General features: G+C 37.7%; 19 protein-coding genes. 6 read left to right on the top strand and 13 right to left on the bottom strand.

The features are described from left to right. Positions 1 to 44: 44 nt before the first annotated feature. From xylA to AAC073_RS01945, 3 genes are read right to left on the bottom strand one after another with little or no spacing between them, the layout of a single operon-like run. Positions 45 to 1,358 carry a xylose isomerase gene (xylA, locus tag AAC073_RS01935; RefSeq protein WP_339922143.1) on the bottom strand — a complete coding sequence of 438 codons (1,314 nt, stop codon included), beginning with the start codon at positions 1,356 to 1,358 and terminating at the stop codon, positions 45 to 47. Positions 1,359 to 1,396: 38 nt separating this feature from the next. Beyond that, the gene (locus AAC073_RS01940) at positions 1,397 to 2,887 is read right to left on the bottom strand and encodes an FGGY family carbohydrate kinase (protein WP_339922144.1); all 1,491 of its coding nucleotides are present in this window, start codon (positions 2,885 to 2,887) and stop codon (positions 1,397 to 1,399) included. Between the two features lie 21 nt (positions 2,888 to 2,908). Continuing rightward, complete coding sequence (locus AAC073_RS01945) at positions 2,909 to 4,552, bottom strand: sodium/sugar symporter (RefSeq protein WP_339922145.1); 1,644 nt, start codon at positions 4,550 to 4,552, stop codon at positions 2,909 to 2,911. A gap of 299 nt (positions 4,553 to 4,851) precedes the next feature. Here AAC073_RS01945 and AAC073_RS01950 point away from each other — a divergent pair, with 299 nt between their 5' ends. Next, the gene (locus tag AAC073_RS01950; protein WP_339922146.1) at positions 4,852 to 6,213 is read left to right on the top strand and encodes a transglutaminase-like domain-containing protein; all 1,362 of its coding nucleotides are present in this window, start codon (positions 4,852 to 4,854) and stop codon (positions 6,211 to 6,213) included. A gap of 43 nt (positions 6,214 to 6,256) precedes the next feature. Here AAC073_RS01950 and AAC073_RS01955 read toward each other — a convergent pair whose 3' ends face one another. Next, positions 6,257 to 6,460, bottom strand: coding sequence for a hypothetical protein (locus tag AAC073_RS01955; RefSeq protein ID WP_339922147.1), 204 nt, complete (start codon positions 6,458 to 6,460; stop codon positions 6,257 to 6,259). A gap of 188 nt (positions 6,461 to 6,648) precedes the next feature. On the opposite strand from AAC073_RS01955, the gene AAC073_RS01960 reads away from it, so the two are divergent. Next, the gene (locus AAC073_RS01960) at positions 6,649 to 7,110 is read left to right on the top strand and encodes a hypothetical protein (RefSeq protein ID WP_339922148.1); all 462 of its coding nucleotides are present in this window, start codon (positions 6,649 to 6,651) and stop codon (positions 7,108 to 7,110) included. Positions 7,111 to 7,277: 167 nt separating this feature from the next. Here AAC073_RS01960 and AAC073_RS01965 read toward each other — a convergent pair whose 3' ends face one another. The 3 genes from AAC073_RS01965 to AAC073_RS01975 form a co-directional block, all read right to left on the bottom strand. After that, positions 7,278 to 7,961, bottom strand: a complete 684-nt coding sequence (locus AAC073_RS01965) for a DUF2490 domain-containing protein (protein WP_339922149.1) — start codon at positions 7,959 to 7,961, stop codon at positions 7,278 to 7,280. Beyond that, positions 7,961 to 8,536 (bottom strand): hypothetical protein, encoded by a 576-nt coding sequence (locus tag AAC073_RS01970; protein ID WP_339922150.1) that lies wholly within the window; start codon positions 8,534 to 8,536, stop codon positions 7,961 to 7,963. Before AAC073_RS01970 ends, AAC073_RS01965 begins: the two co-directional genes overlap by 1 nt. 295 nt (positions 8,537 to 8,831) lie before the next feature. After that, entirely contained in the window at positions 8,832 to 10,421 is a 1,590-nt protein-coding gene (locus AAC073_RS01975; RefSeq protein WP_339922151.1) for a M81 family metallopeptidase, read from the bottom strand. Between the two features lie 360 nt (positions 10,422 to 10,781). On the opposite strand from AAC073_RS01975, the gene AAC073_RS01980 reads away from it, so the two are divergent. Beyond that, a complete protein-coding gene (locus tag AAC073_RS01980; RefSeq protein ID WP_339922152.1) occupies positions 10,782 to 11,849 on the top strand; it encodes a serine hydrolase domain-containing protein in 1,068 nt (355 codons plus the stop codon). Between the two features lie 14 nt (positions 11,850 to 11,863). Here AAC073_RS01980 and AAC073_RS01985 read toward each other — a convergent pair whose 3' ends face one another. After that, positions 11,864 to 13,186 carry an AarF/UbiB family protein gene (locus AAC073_RS01985; protein ID WP_339922239.1) on the bottom strand — a complete coding sequence of 441 codons (1,323 nt, stop codon included), beginning with the start codon at positions 13,184 to 13,186 and terminating at the stop codon, positions 11,864 to 11,866. Between the two features lie 3 nt (positions 13,187 to 13,189). Then, positions 13,190 to 13,846: a TetR family transcriptional regulator C-terminal domain-containing protein gene (locus AAC073_RS01990; RefSeq protein ID WP_339922153.1), complete on the bottom strand. Its 657-nt coding sequence runs from the start codon at positions 13,844 to 13,846 to the stop codon at positions 13,190 to 13,192. A gap of 195 nt (positions 13,847 to 14,041) precedes the next feature. Between AAC073_RS01990 and AAC073_RS01995 the strand changes: the two genes are divergently transcribed. After that, a complete protein-coding gene (locus AAC073_RS01995) occupies positions 14,042 to 15,367 on the top strand; it encodes a S41 family peptidase (RefSeq protein ID WP_339922154.1) in 1,326 nt (441 codons plus the stop codon). 121 nt (positions 15,368 to 15,488) lie between these two features. Here AAC073_RS01995 and AAC073_RS02000 read toward each other — a convergent pair whose 3' ends face one another. The 4 genes from AAC073_RS02000 to AAC073_RS02015 all read right to left on the bottom strand — a co-directional run bounded on the left by AAC073_RS02000 (position 15,489) and on the right by AAC073_RS02015 (position 22,273). Then, entirely contained in the window at positions 15,489 to 17,003 is a 1,515-nt protein-coding gene (locus AAC073_RS02000) for a RagB/SusD family nutrient uptake outer membrane protein (RefSeq protein WP_339922155.1), read from the bottom strand. A 22-nt stretch (positions 17,004 to 17,025) separates the two neighbouring features. Beyond that, entirely contained in the window at positions 17,026 to 20,337 is a 3,312-nt protein-coding gene (locus AAC073_RS02005) for a TonB-dependent receptor (RefSeq protein ID WP_339922156.1), read from the bottom strand. Between the two features lie 110 nt (positions 20,338 to 20,447). Next, positions 20,448 to 21,506, bottom strand: coding sequence for a FecR domain-containing protein (locus AAC073_RS02010; RefSeq protein WP_339922157.1), 1,059 nt, complete (start codon positions 21,504 to 21,506; stop codon positions 20,448 to 20,450). A 146-nt stretch (positions 21,507 to 21,652) separates the two neighbouring features. Further along, positions 21,653 to 22,273 carry a sigma-70 family RNA polymerase sigma factor gene (locus tag AAC073_RS02015; RefSeq protein WP_339922158.1) on the bottom strand — a complete coding sequence of 207 codons (621 nt, stop codon included), beginning with the start codon at positions 22,271 to 22,273 and terminating at the stop codon, positions 21,653 to 21,655. 172 nt (positions 22,274 to 22,445) lie between these two features. Here AAC073_RS02015 and AAC073_RS02020 point away from each other — a divergent pair, with 172 nt between their 5' ends. Continuing rightward, positions 22,446 to 23,198 (top strand): acyl-CoA desaturase, encoded by a 753-nt coding sequence (locus AAC073_RS02020; protein WP_339922159.1) that lies wholly within the window; start codon positions 22,446 to 22,448, stop codon positions 23,196 to 23,198. Between the two features lie 340 nt (positions 23,199 to 23,538). Beyond that, a complete protein-coding gene (locus AAC073_RS02025; RefSeq protein WP_020890298.1) occupies positions 23,539 to 23,907 on the top strand; it encodes a BlaI/MecI/CopY family transcriptional regulator in 369 nt (122 codons plus the stop codon). Positions 23,908 to 23,990 lie beyond the last annotated feature (83 nt).

Below are 23,990 nucleotides of genomic sequence, written 5' to 3' on the forward strand. Positions count from 1 at the left end.
TTAGAATCTAAGCAGCTTTTTTTAAAACCAATGATTCTCTTCTTTTAGATATATTGATTCAAGATATTTTCGTACATCTCTTGTTTCCCACTGATCATTTTTGGGTCGCCAATTTCCAATGCATGATTTCTCAAAGCCTCCAAATCAAGTTTGCCTGTTTCGAAATCTTTTCCTTTTCCTCCGTCGAAGGAGCTGTAACGTTGCTTCCTTAGGGATTGATAATCTGACTTTTCCATGATATCACTCGCGATAAGTAAACTTCTTGCAAATGCATCCATACTACCAACATGTGCATGGAAAAGATCATTCAGGTCAGTTGAATTTCTTCGGATTTTAGCATCAAAATTGACTCCACCAGAGGAAAAACCAGGACCTTGCAACAATACTAACATTGCTTCGGTGAGCTCCTGTAAGTTTATTGCAAACTGATCGGTATCCCAACCATTTTGGTAATCTCCCCTATTGGCATCTATACTGCCTAGAAGTCCAGCATCCATCGCTACTTGCAATTCATGCTGAAAAGTATGTCCTGCAAGTGTTGCATGATTAACCTCAAGATTTAATTTAAAGTCCTTGTCCAATCCAAAATGTCTAAGGAAACCAATAACAGTAGCGGCATCATAGTCATATTGGTGTTTGGTTGGCTCCATGGGTTTGGGTTCGATCAAGAAAGTACCTTTAAACCCTTGTTTTCTACCATAGTCTCTGGCCATGGTTAAGAATTGAGCCAAATGCTCTGTTTCCCTTTTCATGTCGGTGTTTAGCAAAGACATATAACCTTCTCTACCTCCCCAGAAAACATAATTTTCACCTCCAAGCTCAATTGTAGCATCTATGGCATTTTTTACTTGTGTGGCTGCTCTACTTACCACATCGAAATCTGGGTTGGTGGCTGCTCCATTCATGTATCTTGGGTGGCTAAAAACATTAGCTGTTCCCCAAAGTAATTTTATTTCTGTTTCCTTTTGTTTCTGTTTGGCATAATCAACGATAGCTCCCATATGCTTCTCATAGGTAGCAATGCTGTCCCCTTCATCGATAAGGTCTATGTCATGGAAACAATAAAATGGAGCGCCAATTTTTTGAATAAACTCAAATGCTGCATCCATTTTATCTTTAGCCCTTTGAATCGGGTCATTGGATTTATCCCATTTGTGAACGATTGTCCCTGGCCCAAATGGGTCATTTCCCGTAGCGCAGAATGAGTGCCAATAAGCGATTGCAAAACGAAAATGCTCCTTCATCGATTTACCTCCAATAACACGGTTTTCATCGTAATATTTGAAAGCCAATGGATTTTTAGAATCCTTTCCTTCAAACTTAATTTTATCAATTTCAGGAAAAAACAAATCTGACATAATTGTATTTTTGTTAGGTTTTAGATAAGTATTGTAAATTATTTTATCTGGTTTAAGCAATCTTCCCACTGGGAAAAAACAGCTTCGTAGGCTTCCTTTTTATGTGCATCTGGTTCGAAATCCTGGATTTTATCCAATCCCTGAAATGCTTCCTCAGCACCTGAATAAATTCCTGCTCCTATTCCTGCTCCCCTGGCCGCCCCTTGAGCACCATCTGTATCGTAAAGTTCAAGAGAAACATCGTTCATATTAACAAAAGCTTCTCTGAAAATCGGACTTAAAAACATGTTGGCTCTACCAGCTTTCACCGTTTTCAAGTTGAGCCCCATACTCTTCATGATGTTAAATCCATAAGTCAGTGCTGCAACTATTCCCTCCTGACCAGCACGGAAAACGTGCCTTTTGTCATGCTTCAAAAGGTTTAACTTTGAAAGATGTGCACCGACTTGTTGATTTTCCAAAATTCTTTCTGCCCCATTGCCAAAAGGTAGAAAACTTAGCCCTTCAGCACCTATTGGTACTTCTGCTGCCAAGTGATTCATCTCTTCATAATTCAGCGATTGACTACCAAAGGATCGTTTAAGCCAACTGTTAAGTATTCCTGTTCCGTTGATACAGAGTAAAACACCATACCTCGGGTCACTTTTTTGGTGATTGACATGTACAAAAGTATTGACCCTTGATAAAGGATCAAATACAGGCTTGGTACTAACGCCAAAGACCGTTCCGGAAGTTCCTGCAGTGGTGGCCAATTCCCCTTCCTGAAGCACATTTAGTGAAAAGGCATTGTTGGGTTGATCACCTGCCCTGTAAGTTACAGGCACTCCTGCATCCAGGCCCAGATCCTGGGCAACTTCTGGCAACAAGCCCCCCTGCATACCAAATGAAGAAACAGCTTTGGGAAGCAAATCCGCATTTATCCCATAATGGTATAAAAGCCTGTCTGCAACCTTATTTTCTGGAAAATCCCAGAACACCCCTTCTGATAAACCAGATTCTGTGGTGAGGATTTCTCCAGTAAGTTTCATGGCTATAAAATCACCCGGAAGCATTATTTTATAGATTTTATTGAATTTGTCAGGCTCATTCTCCTTTACCCATTTAAGTTTTGAGGCGGTAAAGTTCCCCGGAGAATTTAGCAGGTGACCTAGACAGTATTCACTTCCCAAATTTGAAAAAGCTTTATTTCCGATTTCCACTGCCCTACTGTCACACCAAATAATGGCAGGACGGATGACTTCTTTATTTTTATCCACCATCACCAAACCATGCATTTGGTAGGAGATACCTATTGCATTTACTTCTCCGGCCCTTACATGGCCCTTAACTAATATATTTTTCGTTGTTTCTTTAATGTACCTCCACCACAATTCAGGATCCTGTTCCGCCCAATCTTTTTGAGGGGAATCTATATTCATCTCTACTTCAGGTAGCCCTTTTGCTGCAACCACTTTACCAGAATCGGCATCTAGTAGGGTGGCTTTTACAGAAGAACTGCCAATATCATATCCTATTAGGAGTTGTCTCATGTTACGAACGGAAATTAAAATTTACCAAAATACAATGTATAGGGCCGCGATTATACCGGATATCAGTATTGCACCTATTTTAAACTGAGTGCTTGTGCCAAATAGGTCCTTGCTTATCTCTATTCCCTTTGGATGATCTTTCCCTTTGCCTTCAAATAAACTGATGGCAACGATAAGTCCTGAAAGGATTAAAAAGACCAAACCCATTCGATCTATAAATGGCAAGGCAGGCATCAAAAATTTAAAAGCGGCTGATAAAGGGATTGTCAATGCCGCTGCTGTCAATGCTGCATTTGAAGTCGTTTTTTTCCAAAAGAAACCAAACACAAAAATGGCAAACACACCCGGAGACACAAAACCTGTGTATTCCTGTATGTATTGAAAGGCCTGATCTAACTCTCTTAATGCCGGAGCAACGATAGCCGCTATTATAAAGGCAACAATGGCTGTAATTCTACCAACTCTCACCTGTTTTCTCTCGGAAGCATTTTCTTCAAAGAAATTTTTATAAATATCTAGCGTAAATATTGTAGCTGTACTATTGGCCATGGAGGCCAAGGAAGAAACGATGGCTGCTGTCAGGGCAGCAAAGGCCAGTCCTTTTAAGCCCGATGGAAGCAACTGAAGTAATGTAGGATAAGCTCTGTCTGACTTGATAATACCACTAACAGGGTCGGTCATTGATTCAGCAAACGCCGGATCTATACCTTGATTAACAATCACATAGGCTGCTATACCCGGTATCACTACAATAAGTGGCATTAGCAACTTAAGGAACCCAGCGAAGAGCATCCCTTTTTGAGCTTCATTCAACGATTTCGCCGCCAAGGCTCTTTGTGTAATGTACTGATTAAAACCCCAATAACTAAGATTGATTACCCACATACCACCAATTAAAACAGAAAGTCCAGGCAAGTCCATATAGGCATCCCTTTCACCTCCTCCACCATCAGGAATCATCATTTCTCCTTCATTAATAATCATATTGAAATGAGTTGGTGCTTCATTCAAGAGTGTTGATATACCTAGGAATACATCTCCTTGGCCCACCATTGATAGCGCCAGATAAGTAGTAGCTAGGCCACCTAAGATTAAAAAGAATACCTGAACCACATCTGTCCAAGCCACGGCTTTTAGCCCTCCATAAATAGAATACAGCATTGCAAACACTGCTAGTCCTGCAATTCCATACATCATGGGGACTCCCAATATGGTTTCAAGACTTAATGCTCCCAAATAAAGCACTGAAGTAAGGTTTACAAAAACATATACCAATAGCCAAAATACAGCCATTACTGTCCTTACCCTGCTATCATATCTTTTGAGCAGAAATTGAGGCATGGTGCTAATTCCCTCTTTAAGGTATATGGGAAGGAAAAATATAGCAACGACTATTAAAGTAGCTGCGGCCATCCATTCATAAGTAGATATGGCCAAGCCAAGTGCAAACCCCGATCCAGACATCCCTATAAATTGTTCTGCTGAAATGTTTGATGCTATCAAGGATGCTCCTACTGCCCACCAAGGCAAGGCCTTACTGGCTAAGAAATAATCATTGGAATCTTTTACATGGCCTTCTTTTTCTCTTGATACAAAATATCCCATCAGTATAATGAGAATACAATAACCAACGAATATGGCCAGGTCTAATGAGGTGAAATTCATGAATTTTGGATTAATGGGTTTGTGCTTTTCTTAGTTCAATTGCATATTAGAAATCAAAAATTAAGATGCAATATAATCAATAATGGTTTTGATAAAATAAAATACCTTAGAAAGGTAGTCCATTGGTTTCTGTTTATTGCTTGTAGTACTGAAATTGGAATGGCAACTGGCTTTTCTAATTCTCCTGATAGGAATAAATCGGATTACCATGCATTACTTGATACTTGAGTAAGAAACACTAACTTTATATCAATTAATTTCTTTCAAGCCCCCTTAGATCAACCATTAAAAGACTTAAAATGAAAAATCTTTCGTGTTTTGCTTCGCTGATTTGTTTATCCTTCATTTGCTTTGCTTTTGTAGGTTGCCAGTCCAAAGAAAAGGACACAAAAAAACCAGCTACTGAAGCTAAGTCTATACCAAAGGTAGACATTGCTGATATTGAAGAGGGCATCAAAGCTTTTATTACAAACAAAGCAGCAGGAAATGAGGGCTATTTTCTCGTTAGAGATGACAGCAAATTATTAAGGCTGCAACTGGTTCGGGTTCACACGGAATACCTGTCAAACTTAGGCCCAAACAGTCATTTTGCTTGCGTTGACCTTGCAGATACCAGTGGAGACGTATATGATGTGGATTTTTTCATGGAAGGGGAACCTGGCGCAATGGAGGTAACCGAAACCACCGTTCACAAATTGAATGGTAAGCCTTTTTACACCTGGAAGCAAAAACCTGACAAAACCTGGCATAGGCTTCCTGTAGCTGAGGCAAGTAACAAATTACTTGGAGTAATAGAAGGTGAAGATCAATTTCAATTCAACTACGAAGTGATTTTACCTACTATAGAAGGCAGGGCCAAAATGTGGATTCCAGTAGCTGTTACTGATGATTTTCAGGAAATAGAACTTATAAAACAAGATATCCCCGGCAAACACGAGATCATTAAAGATGATGCGAATAACAATGACATCCTTTTTCTGGACCTCAGTTCAGAAGAGAGTGGCAAGCCAGTGACAATGGTTTATAATGTAAAAAGGAAAGAGAAAGGGCCTTATGAGGACAGCACTGAGATAGCCCCTCGTTATTTAGAATCGAGTGCATTAATGCCAGTAGGAAGACGATTTAGGGAATTGGCTTTGGAGGCAATTGGAGAAAAAAAGAAAGACAGTCACCTTATACAAGCAAGGGCTATATACGACTATATCATAGACAATATGAAATACATGAAGTACGGAGACTATGGCAAAGGTGATTCGATTTACGCTTGCGATACCAAAACTGGGAATTGCACGGAGTTCCATTCCTTATTTATTTCTATGGCAAGGTCAGTTGGCATTCCTGCAAGGTTCTCTATAGGGGCAGCAATTCCCTCTGACAGGGATGAAGGTGGTATTGATGGTTACCATTGCTGGGCTGAATTTTATGCTGATGGGAAATGGTGGCCAGTAGACATAAGTGAAGGAAATAAATACACCGCACTTTCAACCTATTATTTCGGCCGCCACCCTGCAAATAGGATAGAGTTTAGCAGAGGTAGGGACCTCAACTTGAGCCCTGGACCAGAAGCAGGCCCAGTAAATTTCATGGCCTATCCTGTGTTGGAAATCAATGGGGAATCAGCAGTAGCTAAGACAACATTTTCCTTCACGAGAACAAATTAAGTCATTAAAAAAGCGCTATCTAGCGCTTTTTTAATGACTGGTATTATTCCTTTTTTGGATGCTCATCACTATCTGTTGGATGTTCTTCATCTGCAGTAGGATGCTCTTCTTCCGCCGCAGGGTGTTCTTCCGTCTGTTCTGTACTTTCACCCTTTTTACTTCCACAGGAAGAAACAGTAAACGTAAAGAAGAAGCCCATCAATAGGGTAAAAATAGCATATGCCTTTAATTTTTTTACAATTTTCATATTTTACAAATTCTGATTCTACTAAAGATACATCTTTTTTAAAAAATTCAAAAATAATAGATCATTTCTAAGAATTTTACGGAATAGTCTATTGTTAAATTCTTCGTAGGCCGCCCCTAAAAATAAATCAATAAATAACATTTTTGGCAGTCTTTTTGACACGTTTCAGGCAAAACAAATAAATAATCATGGATAAAGTAGCCTATAAGAAAAAAGTGATGGAAGAAGCCATCAACCATCAAGAAAGCATCGTGTCAGATTTTAGACAAAGGATAAAAGAAATAAGAGAGGGAGACCAACAACCTCAAGACGAACCACAGGAATATGACCAACAAGGTCAGGAAAACGAAAGTGCTCTTGTCATCCACCGTATTTCACGAGAGTTAAACTTCGTAATTGAAGAGTTGGATTTTTTAAAGCAAATGAAAACTTCAGACCATCTTTTCACTGAAGTAACGCTTGGTGCTGTAGTAAAGACGGATAAAATGACTTTTTTTCCAAGTGTGAGTTTAGAGCAATTTGAAGTTGATGGTCACACCTTATTCGGTATATCGCGTGAAGCCCCAATTTACAATGAAATGAAAGGCAAAAAGAAAGGCGACGCATTTAGTATGAAGGGGCAAAATTATAAAATTATTGATGTCTATTAAGCTGGGTAAGTTATGATTCAATTTGAAACCTGGACTAAGCCTAAAAGGCCCAGCTCTAAAACATAGTCAGGGTTAAATCCCTCTGACTATGTTAATTCGGATTTGTTTTTTGCATTTGAGTTATGCCACAAGCCAATAGGTGGTTTGAAATCAATACGGGTTTAGCCCTAAAAACTCAAATACCAACCAAATTTAAACCAACTCCTGTGTCTTAGGTCAGGATCAAAAAATCGATCTGTTCTATAGTCGATTCCCGCCTGAAATTTCTGCTTTCCTTTCGACAGGTGACCTAGAGAAGCCACTAATCGATTTTCAATGCCGCTTTCCCTTGCCTGATAGCTATAAAGTACTTCATCGCTAAATACCAAGTAAAATTCTCCCGGATCAAGGCTTTTGCCTTCAATTGGAAGTTCAAAAGACATTCTATACCTAAGCCTATAACTGTTTTTCTCAAATACGGAATAGGTTTGATCTGTTCTTATCCTATGGCCAATCTTGTAATTCCCAGGTAATTGAAGAATGGATATTTGCTGAATTGTTCTGTGGCTATTCTCTCCACGACTATCTACGCGGTATTGATAACCGCCAGCAATATCAATAAAGGGGTTTATTTTGGTCCCTAAAAATCCTTGAAAATCTGTAAGATTGTGAAAGTAACCAACATCAACGTCCTTTCCTTCGAACTTTTCCGCCATTCCGTGTTGACTTTCTATTTTACCTATGACCTTGAGTTTTTCTGTTGCTTTAAAACCAACTTGAAATTCTGGGAAAAACCCAAATAGCCTTACGGTTCCTTGGGCCATCAGATGAGCAGGAAGAGACAAAAGAAAGATTAATAATAGTTTACGCATTAATAAAATAGATTATTTGAAGGTGACAATAAAATTTCTCTTTTCATCAGGACCTTACCATCCCTATCAAATAATCCTTCCCATAGTTTTTTTGAATTCTCCGTTTGACCATAAAACTCCACTTCATATTTTACCACCATTTGATTCAATAAATCAGTCTGCACCCAATATTGGATGTCCTCTTTGCTTCCCGTGTATTGAATTTGAATTTTCTCTATTCGTGACTTAATAAACAAATCCTCCATATAATCCGAGATATTATCTCTTACAGAATGCGGTAATTTTCTCCAATGTTCAAATACTTCTATGTCTTCAATAAAGCCAGTTTCACTAAATTCAACACTGTACTTTTTACCCTTTCGAATAAATTTAGCTTCAAAGCTGCAACTGTTAGCACTTTCCTCAAAATACCATTTTAATTTTTTCTTATGGTCAAAAACATCTTCCAGCCATTTTATGGCTATTTCAGGAACCTCATTGCTCATTACCCTTGATTCCTTTTCAATTTTCACCTGTCCATAAGTCAATTGAGAAAAAAAACAAAAGAAGAAAATAGCCCAATATTTTTTTACCATTTTTTCGGATTTCATACAATTCTGACGCTCTAGAAGTTTTCTGCTTTAGGTATTACGGTACAAATAAGAAATCAACCCATTGATAATTGATACTTCTTGAATGAAAATTGAAATTTTTCTGTAAATAGAATTGCCTGACCTGTCGTTTTTCAACAACAAATCAGGCATACTATTTTCATAATGTAAATTAAAGGGAATATACTCAGTCCAGCAACTCTGAGCCGTTTAAGATTTCAATGAGATGGGGAAGGCATCCGTTTTTTTAATCTAAATAACCCAAAACAGATACATCTGATCAAAATTCATTTGATGCGGGAACCAACTGTGCACTCAGATCGGGGGTATCCATGTCTTTATCAAACGGAAACATGGGCCGCTTAATGCGTTTAAATTCCAGTCTTTCCAGGTCTTGATCCACTCCACCAGGAGTAAGTGCCATTATCCAATCTGCTCGCATGTCATATAGCTCGGGTACCAGATAGCCAATTTTTACGACCACAATATCTGTATCTCTAGGCATTAAACCCAGATTGGTAAAATCACTTTCTCTATGATAGGGTTTCCTCTTTTTAGTGACTATGACATTTACACTCCCTACCTTAACAACAACTTCAATTTCAGCATTTTTATCTCCTTTTTCTATTGCCTCTACAGTACCTGATAAAAGTATTGGTGGTGAAAAACGGTCATCAACTGCTGCTCCTGCTTTAGCAGAAACCTTGCATCCTACGCCAACTTTCATAGCCGCTTCTACCAATTCCGGACCTGGAATAGAAGCATAAATTAGAGAAGGACCCGAATCAGACTTAAATTCAGGTCGATCAAGTATTTCTTTCAGTGTCCAAGTAACATCACCAGCTCCACCAGCAGTAGGGTTATCCCCCATATCACTGATCATAAAGGGCTTTTCTTGACTGTCTATAGCCATATCGAGGCTCTCTTTCAAACTGGCTGTAGGGGCGATAAAATCAAAATCATTTCGCTTCTCCCAGAAACTATTGGCAAGTTTTTCTGCTATTTGCTTGACCAAATCCTTGGAATCTCCTGTCACCATTACCACCGCATGGTTTCTTGGCTCATCTGCCCAGGCATATCCTACCCAAATAGCGGCATCAATGATACCCTCTTGCTTTGTTACCGGATTTATTTCTGCGTAAAGGGACTTTCCAGGTTCTACACGAGTACTCGTTTTTTCCCCAGGGAGCAAAATAGGTACAGGAACATAAGCCTTATACGCTGGTTTTCCTTTGCCTGACTCTAAGCGCTCCAAAAGGTTATCCACTGCGCGCTTCTTGGATTCGAGTGCATCTTCATGCGGTGCCATACGGTAGCAAGTTATTAAATCCGTGTTGCCCGCGAGCCTCCAAGAGACATTTCCATGCAAATCCATAGAAGTGGAAATAAGCGTTTCCTTACCAATTACACTTCTAATTCTTTCAATAAAATCACCCTCTGGATCGTCTAAACCTATAACACTCATGGCACCATGAATGTCAAAAAACAAACCATCATAAGGCAAGTTTTCTTTTAACCTGTCCAGGGTTTCTCCAACTAGTGATTCATAGGCTTCTCGCGAAACAATCCCTCCAGGAATGGCATGACCTCTTAAGGTGGGAAACCATTCTGCCCTTGTTCGATTGGCAGAGTCCTGGTTCATAAATGGGTAATAATTAAATATTTCTTCGCCCCTACGCGCATGAAAAGCATCTTTCTCTGAAACCGCAGGTGAAAATGTACTTGACTCTATCGCTAGCCCAGCTATCGCTATCCTTGGTAGTTGCCTGTCTTCATCCTTAATTTCTGTAGAATTGTTACTGCAGCTACTAAAGATTAGTAATGCACCAATTAAACCCATCAGGGAATAGCAAGATTTTATTCTTAGCATAGTAGTAATATTTAATGATAAAAAAGACCAAAATTTTGATCAATCATCGTCTATATATCAAAATACGTTATTTTTCAACATAAAATCTAGCTAAGTAGATAAAATTATAATTTTACATTTTCACATTTAAATGCAATAATAGCATTGATCCGTGTAGGCTCGTATGGGAGGCCTATTTAATGAAACATGTGCTAAAAAAATCCATTCCCTGAAACTTACTGCTATATTAAATTCCATAAAGATCATTGGTAAATTACAAACACAATTATTTAACCTTTAAATAATTGCGAACCTTTAATACTGTTTGACTTTTAAAGTTTTATTTTAGTAACTTACCCTTTTAATCATAAATATTATTTTATGACTACAACCGACAGGGAATCTACTATTTTCACTGCCTGGAATAAAGCGTTAAACCAGTTTTCGAACCAGAAAAAAATTCCTGGACTTGTTCTTAGCATTTATAAAGAAAATTCAGAGCCATTGCTTTGGTCGGGAACTACGGGGGATGTATCCTTAGATCAGCCCTATTTTATTACGGAGTTAGGGAATCTTCACTTGTTGGCAATCGTGCTGAAATTAAAAGTCAGAGGTTTACTAAGAATGGATCAGCCCATTACAGACTTTCTTATCGAAAAGGATTACGAAGGATTAATTAGCATACGGGGAAAAGACTATACCCACGAGGTCACCATTTCCCATTTACTTTCGCAGAATTCTGGTATTCCTGATTTTTTGAATTATTCCAAAGACAATGAGAATCCGTTAAAAGAAGACATTCTCTCCGGTATAGACCAAGAATGGGGATATGCAGAAGTTTTAAAAAGAACAAAAAATCAAAAACCTGATTTCAAACCGGGGCAATCAAAAAAAAGGGTCTACTCCTCTACCAATGACCAACTACTTGGTAAGGTCATTGAAAGTATAAATGGTGAGTCGTTGGAGAAGACCTTAAACGATTTTCATTTCAGTAGACTTTCTATGAACCAAACCTATGTGTACAAAGACCCAAATGATAGAACTCCCTCCCTGTATTCATATAAAAACAAGCCCTTAAATTCACCTCTGTCCATGGTTTCTTTTGGTGCCTCAGGAGGCATCGTAAGTACAGCCAAAGACAGCCTCAGCTTTGTTAAGGCTTTTTTCCATGGCCATCTTTTCCCTCTCTCCGAACTGGAAAACACAAAGCAATGGCTACCATTTAGACAAGGGTTGAGTCAAGGTAAAGGTCTTCTTCGATTCCAAAAATCACGCATCTTGCCAACCACCACCAAAGATCCTGAAATCATTGGGAATTCAGGTTTTACCTCTGGCGCATTCAGTTTTTACATACCTGAATTTCAAACCTTCATGACAGGAACGACCAACCAACTTGATGACCCTCTACTTCCATACAAATTGGCTTATAGCATGATAAAACATTTGTAAACAAAAGAATACTTCTAACTCTTAAGCCATTCCGGTTTAGTCGTCTGTATTTTTGCCTGCAATTGGTTCAATAGATTGTACAAACCAAAATAGGTTCTATTGATGTACAATCCATGCCGTGATCCCCTTGCCTGCTTTGATTTTCTAAACATTTTGTCATTCGAAATTTTATCTCCCAAGGCAAAAATCATCTGAAAATAATCATCATCCGCAAAATCAAATGTTTCTACATGGAAAGGTTTTCCAAGCAAAGATATCATTTCCTTGAAGGTGTTTTTGAAGTATATTTTTTCGGTTGGGGAATCTCGGTCAGATATAAATTCCAAGTGATAAAAGATTTGATCCAACTCTTCTTCTTTGATCAACAAATCCTTTTTAATCAATGAAAAATATCCTGAATAAAAATCCTCTGGAATAACTTTCACACAGCCAAAATCGATCACTGCCAATTCATTTTCTCCTTGTATAATGAAATTACCAGGATGAGGATCTGCATGTACTTGTTTAAAACTATGTACTTGGTGGTCATAAAAATCCCACAAGGTTTGTCCCACCCTATCTCTTGCCTCCTGCGTAGGATTTGTTGCCAACCATTCTTTTAAATGTTTCCCTTCCATCCAATCCATTGTAATCACTCTAGCACTACTCATCTCTTCATAATACTTTGGAAAGTTAAGGCCTTCTATATGACTACATGCTTCTGAAATCTCTTTGCTCCTTATGACCTCCAATTGATAGTCTGTTTCCTCGAGTAATTTCCCCTCCACTTCGTCCATATAATTGTCCAACTCCCGCTCATTCATATTCAATAATCGAAGTGCAAATGGCTTAACCAATTTCAAATCCGACCTCACACTGGAAGCTACCCCTGGATATTGAATTTTAACTGCAAATACTTTGTCCCCTTTTGTGGCCTTATGTACCTGACCTATCGATGCAGCATTTACAGCGGAAGTAGTAAAAGTATCGAAAAGGCTTTCGGGACCTTTTTTAAAATATTGATTGAACGTTTTTACTACTAAGGGATATGATAAGGGTGGTGCACTGTACTGTGCCATCGTAAATTTGTCTTGGTAAGCTCTGGGAAGCATGTTTTTATCCATTGCCATCATCTGAGCCACCTTTAACGCACTGCCTTTAAGCTCACTTAATGAGTCATAAATGTCTGTAGCGTTATTTTTATGAAGTTCCTCTTTGGTCATCGAAGGGTTCACCACTTTTTTTGCGTAATGCTTCACGTAATTCCCACCGACCTTAGCTCCCGTACTTATAAATTTAGCTGCTCTTTGCACCTTTGAAACCGGTATGCTTTGCTGCTCATTCAATTTCTCTGTCATCATTTATTTGGATTGAAATAAAAATTTTGCAAAATCAACAAAACTGTCCACTGCCGATTTCCCCATCAGATCAAAAGCCAAATTCACTGACTTTTCTATGGCCGCATCCGTTTTTTCGAAACCTGGGGAATCGTCTTTTAACCAAAATCGAAACACGAACATGACCTGTAACCATATGGCCTCATGATATTTATCTGTCAAATAAGGTCGTTCAGCAATTTCCTCTGTTGCCCTTCCTTCATTGACGATACTATTGGCGAAATCCTTAAATTTTGATTTAAACCCCTTTAATTCTTTGGGGAAACTTCTGTCCTTTATTGTTACATCGCCATAGACGGCAAGTAAGTAAGACCTTCTTTCTTTTAATTCTTCAATCCAAGTAAATAAAAACCCCAGCAGCTTTTCTCTGGAAGTATAGGTTTTGTAAACCTCTTGGCTTTCCAAGGTAAAAAGGGTGTTTTCAAAAATTAACTCCCATACTGCTTTTTTCACAGCATCGAAAGAAGTGAAGTGCTCATAAAAGACAGCTTCTTTCATTTTTAAGTCCTTGGCAAACTTAAAAACAGAAGCTGGCTCGTGCCCCGTCTCTAAAATATGATTAATATACCCTTCAATAATTTTACTATCGTCAGTTTGCTGATTTTTAGTTTTTTCTGTCATTTTCAAATACTAATTTAGTCTCCCCCTATTAACAAGATAAATGCCCTAGTGGTTTGTTAATTGTTGTGAATTTTTTTAATTATTAATAACATCCTGTTGGAGAATGAGTAGATTCACGAGGGTTGAATTAAAATTTAAACATCTATATTTTGATTTTTTTCGTTATTTATTAAACAGTTTAACCATTTCACTTCAATGTTAAAGGCCAAAATTACTATCTTTTCAATGCTTCTTGTAGCTGCTTTCAGCACTACATCGTGTGAAAAAATTACAGACGAAACTCCCCAAGACCCTAATCTCGTTAAAAATGCCATTTTGGAAAGTATGCGGGAATGGTATTATTGGAACGACCAATTACCAAGTGTAGTAAACGTCAATAGCTATGGGACTAATGATGAATTATTGTATAACCTTATGTACGTTGAACTGGATAGGTGGTCTTACCTTACTACAAAAAAAGATTTTAATGATGCATTTACAGGGCAAAATGTAGGGCATGGATTTGGCTTTGGCTTAAATGACAGTGATGAATTGTTTGTCTCTTTTGTATACGATGATTCACCGGCCGGAAAGGACGGTTGGCAAAGAGGTTGGCAGATTATTGAGGTGAATGGCAAGCCAATAGCTTCTTATAGGGTGGAAGGGGGTTATAATTTTAATTTAGGGGACAATTTGCCTGGCATTTCTAATACTTTCACGTTCAAACTACCTGATGGAAGTACCACTTCTAGAACCAATATCAAGAATGATTATCAGGCAAATTCTGTCCTTCACAAGGAAATTATTGAAGAAGGGAATAAAAAAATCGGGTATTGGGTATACAACAGTTTCAAAGCTACTGCCAATTTAATGCCTACCAAAAGTCTGGAAGTAGAAGAGGCATTAAATTATTTCGAATCGGAAAACATTGATGAATTGATTCTTGATTTAAGATACAATGGAGGAGGTTCGGTAGATGTAGCCGAGCAAATAATGAATGCTTTGGTACCATCGCAAGCCAACGGTAAACTAATGTATACCAATGCATTTAATACCGAAAAGGACAATCTTAACGAGCTTTATAATTTCGAAAAGAGCAATAATATTGATTTAGAAAAATTAGTAGTAATTACCTCAAGAGGATCAGCCTCTTCAAGCGAATTGGTGATAAATTGTCTGAAACCATATATGGAGGTAGTATTAATAGGTGAAACAACTTATGGCAAACCTGTAGGGTCTTTCCCCTTGTCCTCATTTAATGAGACCTTGGATCAAAATAATGTGGAGTTGGTTCCCATTACCTTTGCCATTTCAAATGCTTCAGGTGAAGCTGAATATTATGATGGTTTTCCTGTGGATATTGAAGCTTCAGAAGACTCTTTTGTCAATTGGGGTAACCTTGACGACGATAGATTATCCACTGCCCTATCCTTTATCTTAAATGGAAGTCTGAATGCCACTTCCCGACTTAAGTCATATAAACAGAAATGGCAGATGATTGATGGTTTTACTGGTCTTCAAAAAGAATTCCCGGCGTATTAACCCAAAATGTGCGTTGATCTTTAACGATATAATTATTTAGAATTTTCTAATTCCAATCTTGGGATAAAATTAAAAAAGGGTGGCAGGATAAACCTGCCACCCTTTGATTTTCAATATCCAATTAATAACCTGGATTTTGTGGAGCTAGGTTTGGATTTACATCTAATTCCAAGTTTGGTAGCGGCATCAAATAATCTCTTGAAGCATCAAAATTAGGATGCGGTTCGAGGCTATTTGCTCCTTTAAAAACTGCATCACCTAAATTCCTCCTTTTAATATCATACCATCTTTTATACTCAAAAGAAAGTTCAATCCTTCTTTCCTCAAGCACTAAGTTGATAAATGAATCTTTATCCATACCAGATCGAACATCTTCAGGGAAACTATTCATTTGCCCTGCAGCATTCCTGGCTCTTTCTCTAATAGCATTCACTAAAGACATTGCTTCTGCTGTAGGTCCATTGTTCACTTCTGCGGCAGCTTCTGCCGCTATTAACAACACTTCACCGTAACGCATGGCTGCATAGTTGTTATCGGAATACCTGCCATCTGAATTACTGTTGCCAGGGAACCTTCTGTATTTGGCAATGTGTGGTCTTTGGGTGTTTTGGAACTCAGTATAAGATACCATTACACCATTGACCAAGGCCTCATTTTCAAAGCTAACCTGCTTTCTATAGTCTCTATCATCCCAGGTATTGTACACTGCCATAGAAGGAACACATACACTCCAACCAAGATTGTCTGCGCCTCGAATACCAGTCATTGGAGGCATGATATCATCATTAGCTCCTCCACCACCATTTTGCTGTCCTAAGAAATCAATAGAAAATATGTGTTCCTTTAAGTTATCAGCCATATCAGCTCTAAAAAGATTTTGGTAATCAGGTTCTAGGTCATAACCAAACCTGTCCTTATTATCAATCACCCATTTGGCTTCTTCATAAGCAGCTGAATAATTCTCTAAAGTAAGATTTACAGAGGCCAAGTAAGATGCTGCTGTTCCTTTAGAAGGCCTTGACCTAACATTGTTAGGTTGAGTATCAGGAAGGTATTGTTTTGCAAATTCCAAATCTGCCAAAATCCCTACATAGACATCTGCCACGGAAGTCTTGGAAATATCTTTTACCGCTTCAGGATCTGTAATAAAATAATCGATATAAGGAATGTCGCCAAATACGCGTACCAAGTGATAATAACTAAATGCCCTTACAAACCTGGCTTCAGCAATTAATTGATTGCTAACTGCTTCATCAAGGTCTAAACCTTCAGCCCCTGCAATTGCTGCATTGGCAGCACTAATTACCTGGTACCAATAAGGCCAATAAACCCTTACCATACCATTGTTATCATCCATATTAAAGTCATTAACTTGCTGCCTTTCAGCAGGAGTACCTCTGTCTCCAATATCGACCATATCACCTCTTAACATGATAGATGTAACAAATTGCCTACCGTACAGCCTTTCACTGGCTATCCACCCATAAGCACCAAAGATGGCTGTTTCCACATCCTTTTCGGAGTTAAATAAACTTTCCGGTGCCAATAAGCCTACAGGCTTTTCTTCCAAGTCAGCGCAGCTTGCAAACAGACAAGTGGCTGCCAATACGAGAGATTTATATATATTCGTTTTCATGATTGTTTCTGTTTTTTGATGCCTAAAATCCTACATTAAGACCTACGGTATAACTTTTTGCATTAGGATAACTTCCATAATCCAATCCTAGATTTCGGTTGCCATCTGTGGCGCCATCAGAACGATAATTTACCTCAGGATCATATCCTTCATATTCTGTAAAAGTCAGGATATTCTGTGCACTAACATACAACCTCAGTTTTGATAAGTTCAAACGATTTACTATGGTTTTAGGGAAATTATAGCCTAAAGAAAGGTTCTTTAACCTCGTAAAAGTACCATCATAAATCCATCTGGTTGAAACCCTACGGGTTCTACCATTGAACGCCATGGGTACATCTGTTTGGGTGTTGGTAGGTGTCCATCTATCAAGTGCAGCTGTAGTCGCATTGTTGATACCTGACATCAAATTAAGCTCCATTAAAGTATAGCTAAGAATATCATTTCCAAAAGAACCCTGGAAGAAGACATTCAGGTCGAAATTCTTGTACCTAAAGGCATGGTTCCACCCCCAAAAGAAATCTGGATTGGGGTTACCAATAATTTCTCTATCATCACTATTAAGGATTCCATCATTGTTAAGGTCTTTAAACTTCTCTCCACCTGGTTGTTGTTCAAAACCTCCACCTGGTATAAAATCATCACCTTCTTGGTATACGCCATCATAAACCCAACCGTAAAAACTTCCTACTGGGTAACCTTCCTTCAATAGTTGAGTGGTACCTAAACCAACCATATGACCTGGACCTGATCCGTATTGGATTTCAGTTCCTTCTGGTAAGGAGAGCACCTTATTTCTATTTCTGGAAAAATTGATATCCATGTCCCACTGGAATGCCCCTACAAGATTTCTAGCACCTAAAGTAAGTTCAACACCTTTATTTTCTACTTCACCAATATTTCTTAGTTGGGTAGTATATCCTGAATATTGAGGCAATTGTACCGCAAATAATAAATCAGAAGTTACCATCCTGTAATATTCTGCAGAGAAAGTAACCCTATCATCCCAAAACCCTACATCAGTCCCGATATTCAGTTGCGCTGTAGTTTCCCAGGTCAAATTATCATTGGCTACAGTAGTAGGCCTTACTGCGTTTACAGGTACTCCATCAATAATGGTGAAAACAGGTGTGAACCTGGCCAAAGTTTGATAAGGAGAAATGGCTTGGTTACCAGTAATACCATAACTTCCTCTCCACTTCCAAAAACTGATAAGGTCTGAAGTTTCAAGGAATTGTTCGTTTTTCATGTTCCATGCAATCGCTCCAGAAGGAAAGAATGCCCATTTATTATTTTTGGAAAATGTAGAAGAACCATCATAACGCGCATTGAATGTGATGAGGTATTTATCTCCTAAGGAATAGTTTAAACGACCATAATACGAGGAAATCTGCCAGTCAGTTAGCGAAGAATTCGGTGCCTGCCATACAGCTGAAGATCCAAGGTTCCAAAAAGAGAAGGCATCTGTAATAAACGAAGTACCTCTAGCACCATAACTCTCGCTTTCAGAAGATTGGAAAGAATAACCACCCATAGCCGAAACAGTGTGGTCAGTACCAAATGTTTTGGAATAAGTAAGGTAGTTTTCATTCAATACTAAAGTGTTTCTGAAAGCATCAATAGAAGCATCTCCACCTACATTTCTTCCCTCAGTAACAGTAGTTGGCGCATAGGTTCCAGTTCTAGAAGTATTGGCAGTGGCACCAAAGGTTGTTTTAAATTTAAGGCCCTCTATGATATCATATTCCGCAAAGAAATTACCTTGAAACCTGTCATTTACATTTTCGTTTTCCAATTGGGTAGCCACAGCATATGGATTGTCATGTGGATCATTAAGTCTCGCCACTGTAAATGTGCCATCTGGCTTATAGATTGGTTGATCAGGCTCAAATTTGAAGGCCGAAGCAACTACTCCAGGAGTTAATCCACCAGAGTTTTCTTGCGTTCTTACGCCATCACTGTTACTTCTTCTTGCAAATAGATTCAGTCCTATTTTAAGTTTTTCTGATGCCTGGATATCTAAATTACTGGTAATGCTAAACCTGTTGTAATCAGAATTAATAATGACACCTTTCTGATCAAAATAAGCACCTGATACATAATAATTAACATTATCCGTCCCTCCGGAAATGGAAAGCTGGTAGTTTTGGATACCGCCTGTTCTGAATATTTGGTCTTGCCAATCAGTATCACCACCCGCAGGCTGTATATTTGGTCGTGCATCTGAAATATAATCGTTAAACTGAGCTGCATTTAGCAAATCAAGCCTATTGATTTCATTCTGCATACTGTAAGAAGTATTGAATTCAATCCTTGCAGCACCTGACTTACCTCTTTTAGTGGTCACCATTATGACACCATTGGCTCCCCTTGAACCATAAATGGCAGTTGCAGAAGCATCTTTAAGGACTTCAATTGAAGCGATGTCTTCTGGAGGAGGCATAGCTGCACCAATAAAACCATCCACTACAAATATAGGATCACTGCTGGCGTTGATAGAGGTTCCACCTCTTACCCTTACTTTCATACTGGCACCAGGAGCACCATTGTTTGACTGAATTTGTACTCCCGCAGCTCTTCCTTGTAAAGCTTGGACAGCATCAATGGCTGGGTAAGCAGTCAATTCTTCGGCTTTAACAGAAGAAACAGCACCCGTAAGGTCACTACGTTTCTGTGTTCCATAACCTACTACCACGACCTCTTCTAAAGAAGACTCATCCATTGACATGGTTACGTTGATGATAGATTGATTTCCTATGTTAATGATTTGAGATTCATATCCAATATAAGAAAAAACCAAAGTAGCCCCATCTGGAACAGTTAGGGAATAACTCCCATCCAGGTCAGTAATAGTTCCAGTAGTTGTCCCTTGTACAGAAATAGTGGCCCCAGGCAATGGCTGACCTTCGTCATCCTTAACCACACCTTTAATGTTCTTTTTTATTTCGATAAGAGTCATTATATCTTCATTTTTTGTACGGCGTATGTCAATTTGGTCATTGACTTGGCGGAAACCTAAAGAAGTTTGTGAGGCGATCTCTTTCAAAAATGATTCTATACTAGCATTCCCTTTGGATAGCAGCAGTGAAATGTTCTTATTAACATCCGCCTTATCAAAAGAAAAAGTAAAAGCAGTTTCTGACTCTATTTTGAGCAGAAATTCCCCTAAAGTCATTTCATTTTCTGTCACACTCACCTTTACATCTTCTATGCTATTGAACTGAGCATTGACATTTAATGCCAAAACCAGGTTAAAGAATATGAGCTGCAAGGAAAACCCATATAGCAAATAGCGTGACAATAGGTAGATTGTCTTCTGTAATTTAAATTTCATAGTTTTATTGGTTTACTGTTCAATCGTTTATTTTGGTGAGGCATAGCAAATTACTTTGCTTAACTGCCTATTTTCGAGGGACCCCCCTATTTTCTTATTTATGCATATTATTAAAACTTTAAGTGAATGATTTTTCTATTTATTTCATAATTAAAATTCTCAACGAAGGACATTCTGTCCAACACCAAATCAAGATTTTGATTTTCATACCTACCACTTAATTTCCAAGCCTTTGATGGCTTACCTGATACTTGAATTTTGACACCATACCAACGCTCCAGGCTTTCAATAACCTCATTAAATCCAGCATTTTTGAAGGTAAGCAAGCCTTCTTTCCAACCAATTGCCGCTTCTGATGTAACCTTAAAAATTTTAATTTCCTTTTCCGTTGGAATATATCGCAGTTGTTGACCTGGCTCAAGTATAAAATTCTCCTCCAAGGCCTTGGTCTGGATTTTCACTTTACCACTGAGTAATGAGACCAATACTTGCGTTGGATTAAAAAAATTAACGTTAAAGGATGTACCCAATGCTTCTGTTTCCAAATTTCCCGAAACCACTTTGAATGCTTTTAAGGTGTCTTTCTTGACCTCAAAATACCCTTCACCTATCAATACTACTTTCCTCTCAAGAGAATCAAACTCCTTAGGGAAGGTCAATTGACTTCCAGAATTTAACCAAACAGAGGAACCGTCTGGAAGTTTAAAATTTAGTTTCTCTCCGTTATGTGTAAGTTTCGTGATTAAAGTAGCTTGTATTTCCTGATTTTCTTCTGAAGGACTCTCTGATCCTATAAAATGATTTAACAAATAGCCTGTATAGCAGGTTAAAACTAAAATCACTGCAACCTTATACCATTGCTTAATGGTCAACCATGATCTACTTTCCTTATAATCAAACGAGTAACGAGATAATTCAGATGAAACAGGTTTATCATTTGCTAAGATATTTTGCAAAACCCTAGACTTTACCTCCTGAGAAACATGAAGTGGTTTGTGTTTCAAACCAAGAAGAATCTCTCTTGCCTCTTTTACCTCATGAATACTTTCAGGATGTACGCGCATCCAATTTTCCCAATAAATATCCAATTCCTTATTAGGATGCAATACCCATTGAACAAATTCAGGATTTGTTAATAATACCAGTGATGTTCCCTCTTTGTTTCCCATTATTTGATACCTTCAACCCTATAAGGGGCGAAGAGCCAAAATGACATCAAAAAATTGTGAAAATTTGTTAAAAAAAAATTAAATGGGCTTATAAAGAGTGTTTACTTTTGACAGGATTAATTCCTAACACCCTAAAAATAAATCCTTTACTTCATGGAATCTTTAAGTGTAGCAAGGGCCTTATACACTAAATTTCTCGCAGATTTAATATGAGAAAATCCAAATAACTCACTTATTTGGCCATAATTAAGATTTTGATAGTAAAAATAGTAGATGGCTTCTCTTTTCTTTTTGGAAAGTAGACTTAATGCAATATTAAGTTTATCAGATTTTTCCTGTTCAATTTGTTGGTCGATTAGAAAGTCTTCATGAGAAAAAGTTATTGAAAAACCTTCATGTGATTCCAATGAAAATGAAATTTTGGACTTTTTATTCTCTTTAATTAGTTTCCTCTTCATGCATTTCATTAAATAAAACTTAATGCAATCTGTTGAACCAAGCGAACTTCTTCTTTGTCTAAGGTAAATAAAAATATCCTGTATACAGTCCTCAATAAGCTCTTGGTTACCGACTAGTTGAAATCCGTAATTAAAAAGCAAACTGAAATTATCATTGTAAATTTTGATAAATGCAGCTTCACTTCCGTCTTTAAATTGTTGCCACAGGTATGAATCACTTACTAATAACTTTTCATTTGCGTTATTTTCAGATGAAAGGACCTTGACAGAACGGTTAATATTTGGGTCGGGTTGATTCATTAATTCCATAAATGTATCGTTTTCTTTTTAAGAATTAAAAAGAAAACTAAATCGACTTAAAATTCGCCAAAGAGGGTCCAGAAATATGAATATAATCACCTTTTGTAAAAAATAATGGCTGGATTGCGTAATTAATGAAAATACGATTTAATTTTACAAACTATATCAAATTATATCTCAAGTGATTCTAATTGTTTTCTTTCTCCTGCACTGGTATTTCTCCTTGTTTTGCCAAAGTTTTTTCCTTCACAGGTATGCTGCCCATCAAATGTTCGTAATGAACAAATATTGGGAAAAATTCTTTTACATTTTCACTTGGGCCTGTCAAGGAAGCTCTTACCTATCGCCTCGTGCCTATGCTATTTTACACAGGATGCACCACGCATATAGCGACACTCCTTTAGACCCACATAGTCCACATCATACTGAAAATCTTTTCACCATGATGTGGAAAACCAAAAAAATTTACAATGAACATTTTTCTTTTAGAGCAAAACCTGAGGAAAGGTTCATTAAAGATGTTCCTGATTGGAATAAATTTGATCGTTTTGCAGATACGATGGGGATCCGCATTGGATGGGTTATTGTCTACGTTATGATTTATGTCCTTAGCATTAGTGTGTTTGATCTTCCTGGCACCCATTGGTGGATGTATTTCCTTTTACCCATTCATTTCATGATGGGTCCTGTCCATGGCGCTATAGTCAATTGGAGTGGTCACAAATATGGCTATGCCAATTTTGATAACAATGATAAATCTAAAAATTCACTGATACTAGATTTTCTTATGCTTGGAGAGCTATTCCAAAACAACCACCATAGACTACCTAAAAGAGTGAATTTTGCAGTGAAATGGTTCGAGTTTGACCCGACCTACCCTATAGTCAAATTACTTCATGCGACAGGAATTATCAAACTAAAATCCGTAAAATAAATCTTACGATCCCTCCAAAAACTTATTTTAAGTGCTAGAAATTAATTTTTAGCACTTTTTTACTTTTTGAATAATATAATTATTGACCTTTCTCATAAGAATATAAGAATAGATGGTTTAGAGGTAAGTTTGCCATCTTAGAATATTATCATTGATCAATCCTTTATATTGCTAATTGTTGGTATAAGCATATTCTTCATGACAAATTATTTAAAAATCCGTATTTGAGGGACATTTTTGAAAAATACCAAGTGAAACCCCATGTTTTTTTAAAAAAGTATTGCAAATAAAAAACTAAATGGTTAAGTTCATAAAAAATCACCTACAATAATAATTCAATATGAGAGAACTAACAAGAGCAGAAGAGCAGATAATGCAGATTCTATGGGACATCGAGAAAGGGTTTGTCAAAGATGTCTTGGAAAAAATGACCGCTCCAAAACCAGCGTACAACACCGTTTCGACAATCATACGTATTCTTGAAAGGAAAGGTTTTGTAAAGCACAAAGCATATGGGAAATCGCACGAATATTATCCAATAGTCTCAAAAGACGAATACAGAAGTTTTACAATTAAAAATTTATTGACTGGGTATTTTAGCGGTTCATTTGCTAATCTAGCTTCCTTTTTTGCCAAAGATGAGCAATTAGATATCAAAGCTTTGGAAAAAATCATGGCTGAAGTGAAAGATGATGTTAAAGAAAACTAATCTTTAATAACTAACGCTTCATAACCAGTACAAAAAAAGGTGAACAATAAATCGTTCACCTTTTTTTTAGTTCAGACTTATGT

Source organism: uncultured Cyclobacterium sp., from assembly GCF_963977555.1.
Classification (GTDB): domain Bacteria; phylum Bacteroidota; class Bacteroidia; order Cytophagales; family Cyclobacteriaceae; genus Cyclobacterium.

Coding starts and splice junctions, on each gene's coding strand:
- AAC073_RS02005 (WP_339922156.1), bottom strand. CDS start 20,337: ATGAAATTTAAATTACAGAAGACAATCTACCTATTGTCACGCTATTTG.
- AAC073_RS02025 (WP_020890298.1), top strand. CDS start 23,539: ATGAGAGAACTAACAAGAGCAGAAGAGCAGATAATGCAGATTCTATGG.
- AAC073_RS01985 (WP_339922239.1), bottom strand. CDS start 13,186: ATGACAGAGAAATTGAATGAGCAGCAAAGCATACCGGTTTCAAAGGTG.
- xylA (WP_339922143.1), bottom strand. CDS start 1,358: ATGTCAGATTTGTTTTTTCCTGAAATTGATAAAATTAAGTTTGAAGGA.
- AAC073_RS01970 (WP_339922150.1), bottom strand. CDS start 8,536: ATGGTAAAAAAATATTGGGCTATTTTCTTCTTTTGTTTTTTTTCTCAA.
- AAC073_RS01995 (WP_339922154.1), top strand. CDS start 14,042: ATGTTAAAGGCCAAAATTACTATCTTTTCAATGCTTCTTGTAGCTGCT.
- AAC073_RS01950 (WP_339922146.1), top strand. CDS start 4,852: ATGAAAAATCTTTCGTGTTTTGCTTCGCTGATTTGTTTATCCTTCATT.
- AAC073_RS02000 (WP_339922155.1), bottom strand. CDS start 17,003: ATGAAAACGAATATATATAAATCTCTCGTATTGGCAGCCACTTGTCTG.
- AAC073_RS01955 (WP_339922147.1), bottom strand. CDS start 6,460: ATGAAAATTGTAAAAAAATTAAAGGCATATGCTATTTTTACCCTATTG.
- AAC073_RS02015 (WP_339922158.1), bottom strand. CDS start 22,273: ATGGAATTAATGAATCAACCCGACCCAAATATTAACCGTTCTGTCAAG.
- AAC073_RS01940 (WP_339922144.1), bottom strand. CDS start 2,887: ATGAGACAACTCCTAATAGGATATGATATTGGCAGTTCTTCTGTAAAA.
- AAC073_RS01945 (WP_339922145.1), bottom strand. CDS start 4,552: ATGAATTTCACCTCATTAGACCTGGCCATATTCGTTGGTTATTGTATT.
- AAC073_RS01960 (WP_339922148.1), top strand. CDS start 6,649: ATGGATAAAGTAGCCTATAAGAAAAAAGTGATGGAAGAAGCCATCAAC.
- AAC073_RS01965 (WP_339922149.1), bottom strand. CDS start 7,961: ATGCGTAAACTATTATTAATCTTTCTTTTGTCTCTTCCTGCTCATCTG.
- AAC073_RS01980 (WP_339922152.1), top strand. CDS start 10,782: ATGACTACAACCGACAGGGAATCTACTATTTTCACTGCCTGGAATAAA.
- AAC073_RS02010 (WP_339922157.1), bottom strand. CDS start 21,506: ATGGGAAACAAAGAGGGAACATCACTGGTATTATTAACAAATCCTGAA.
- AAC073_RS01990 (WP_339922153.1), bottom strand. CDS start 13,846: ATGACAGAAAAAACTAAAAATCAGCAAACTGACGATAGTAAAATTATT.
- AAC073_RS01975 (WP_339922151.1), bottom strand. CDS start 10,421: ATGCTAAGAATAAAATCTTGCTATTCCCTGATGGGTTTAATTGGTGCA.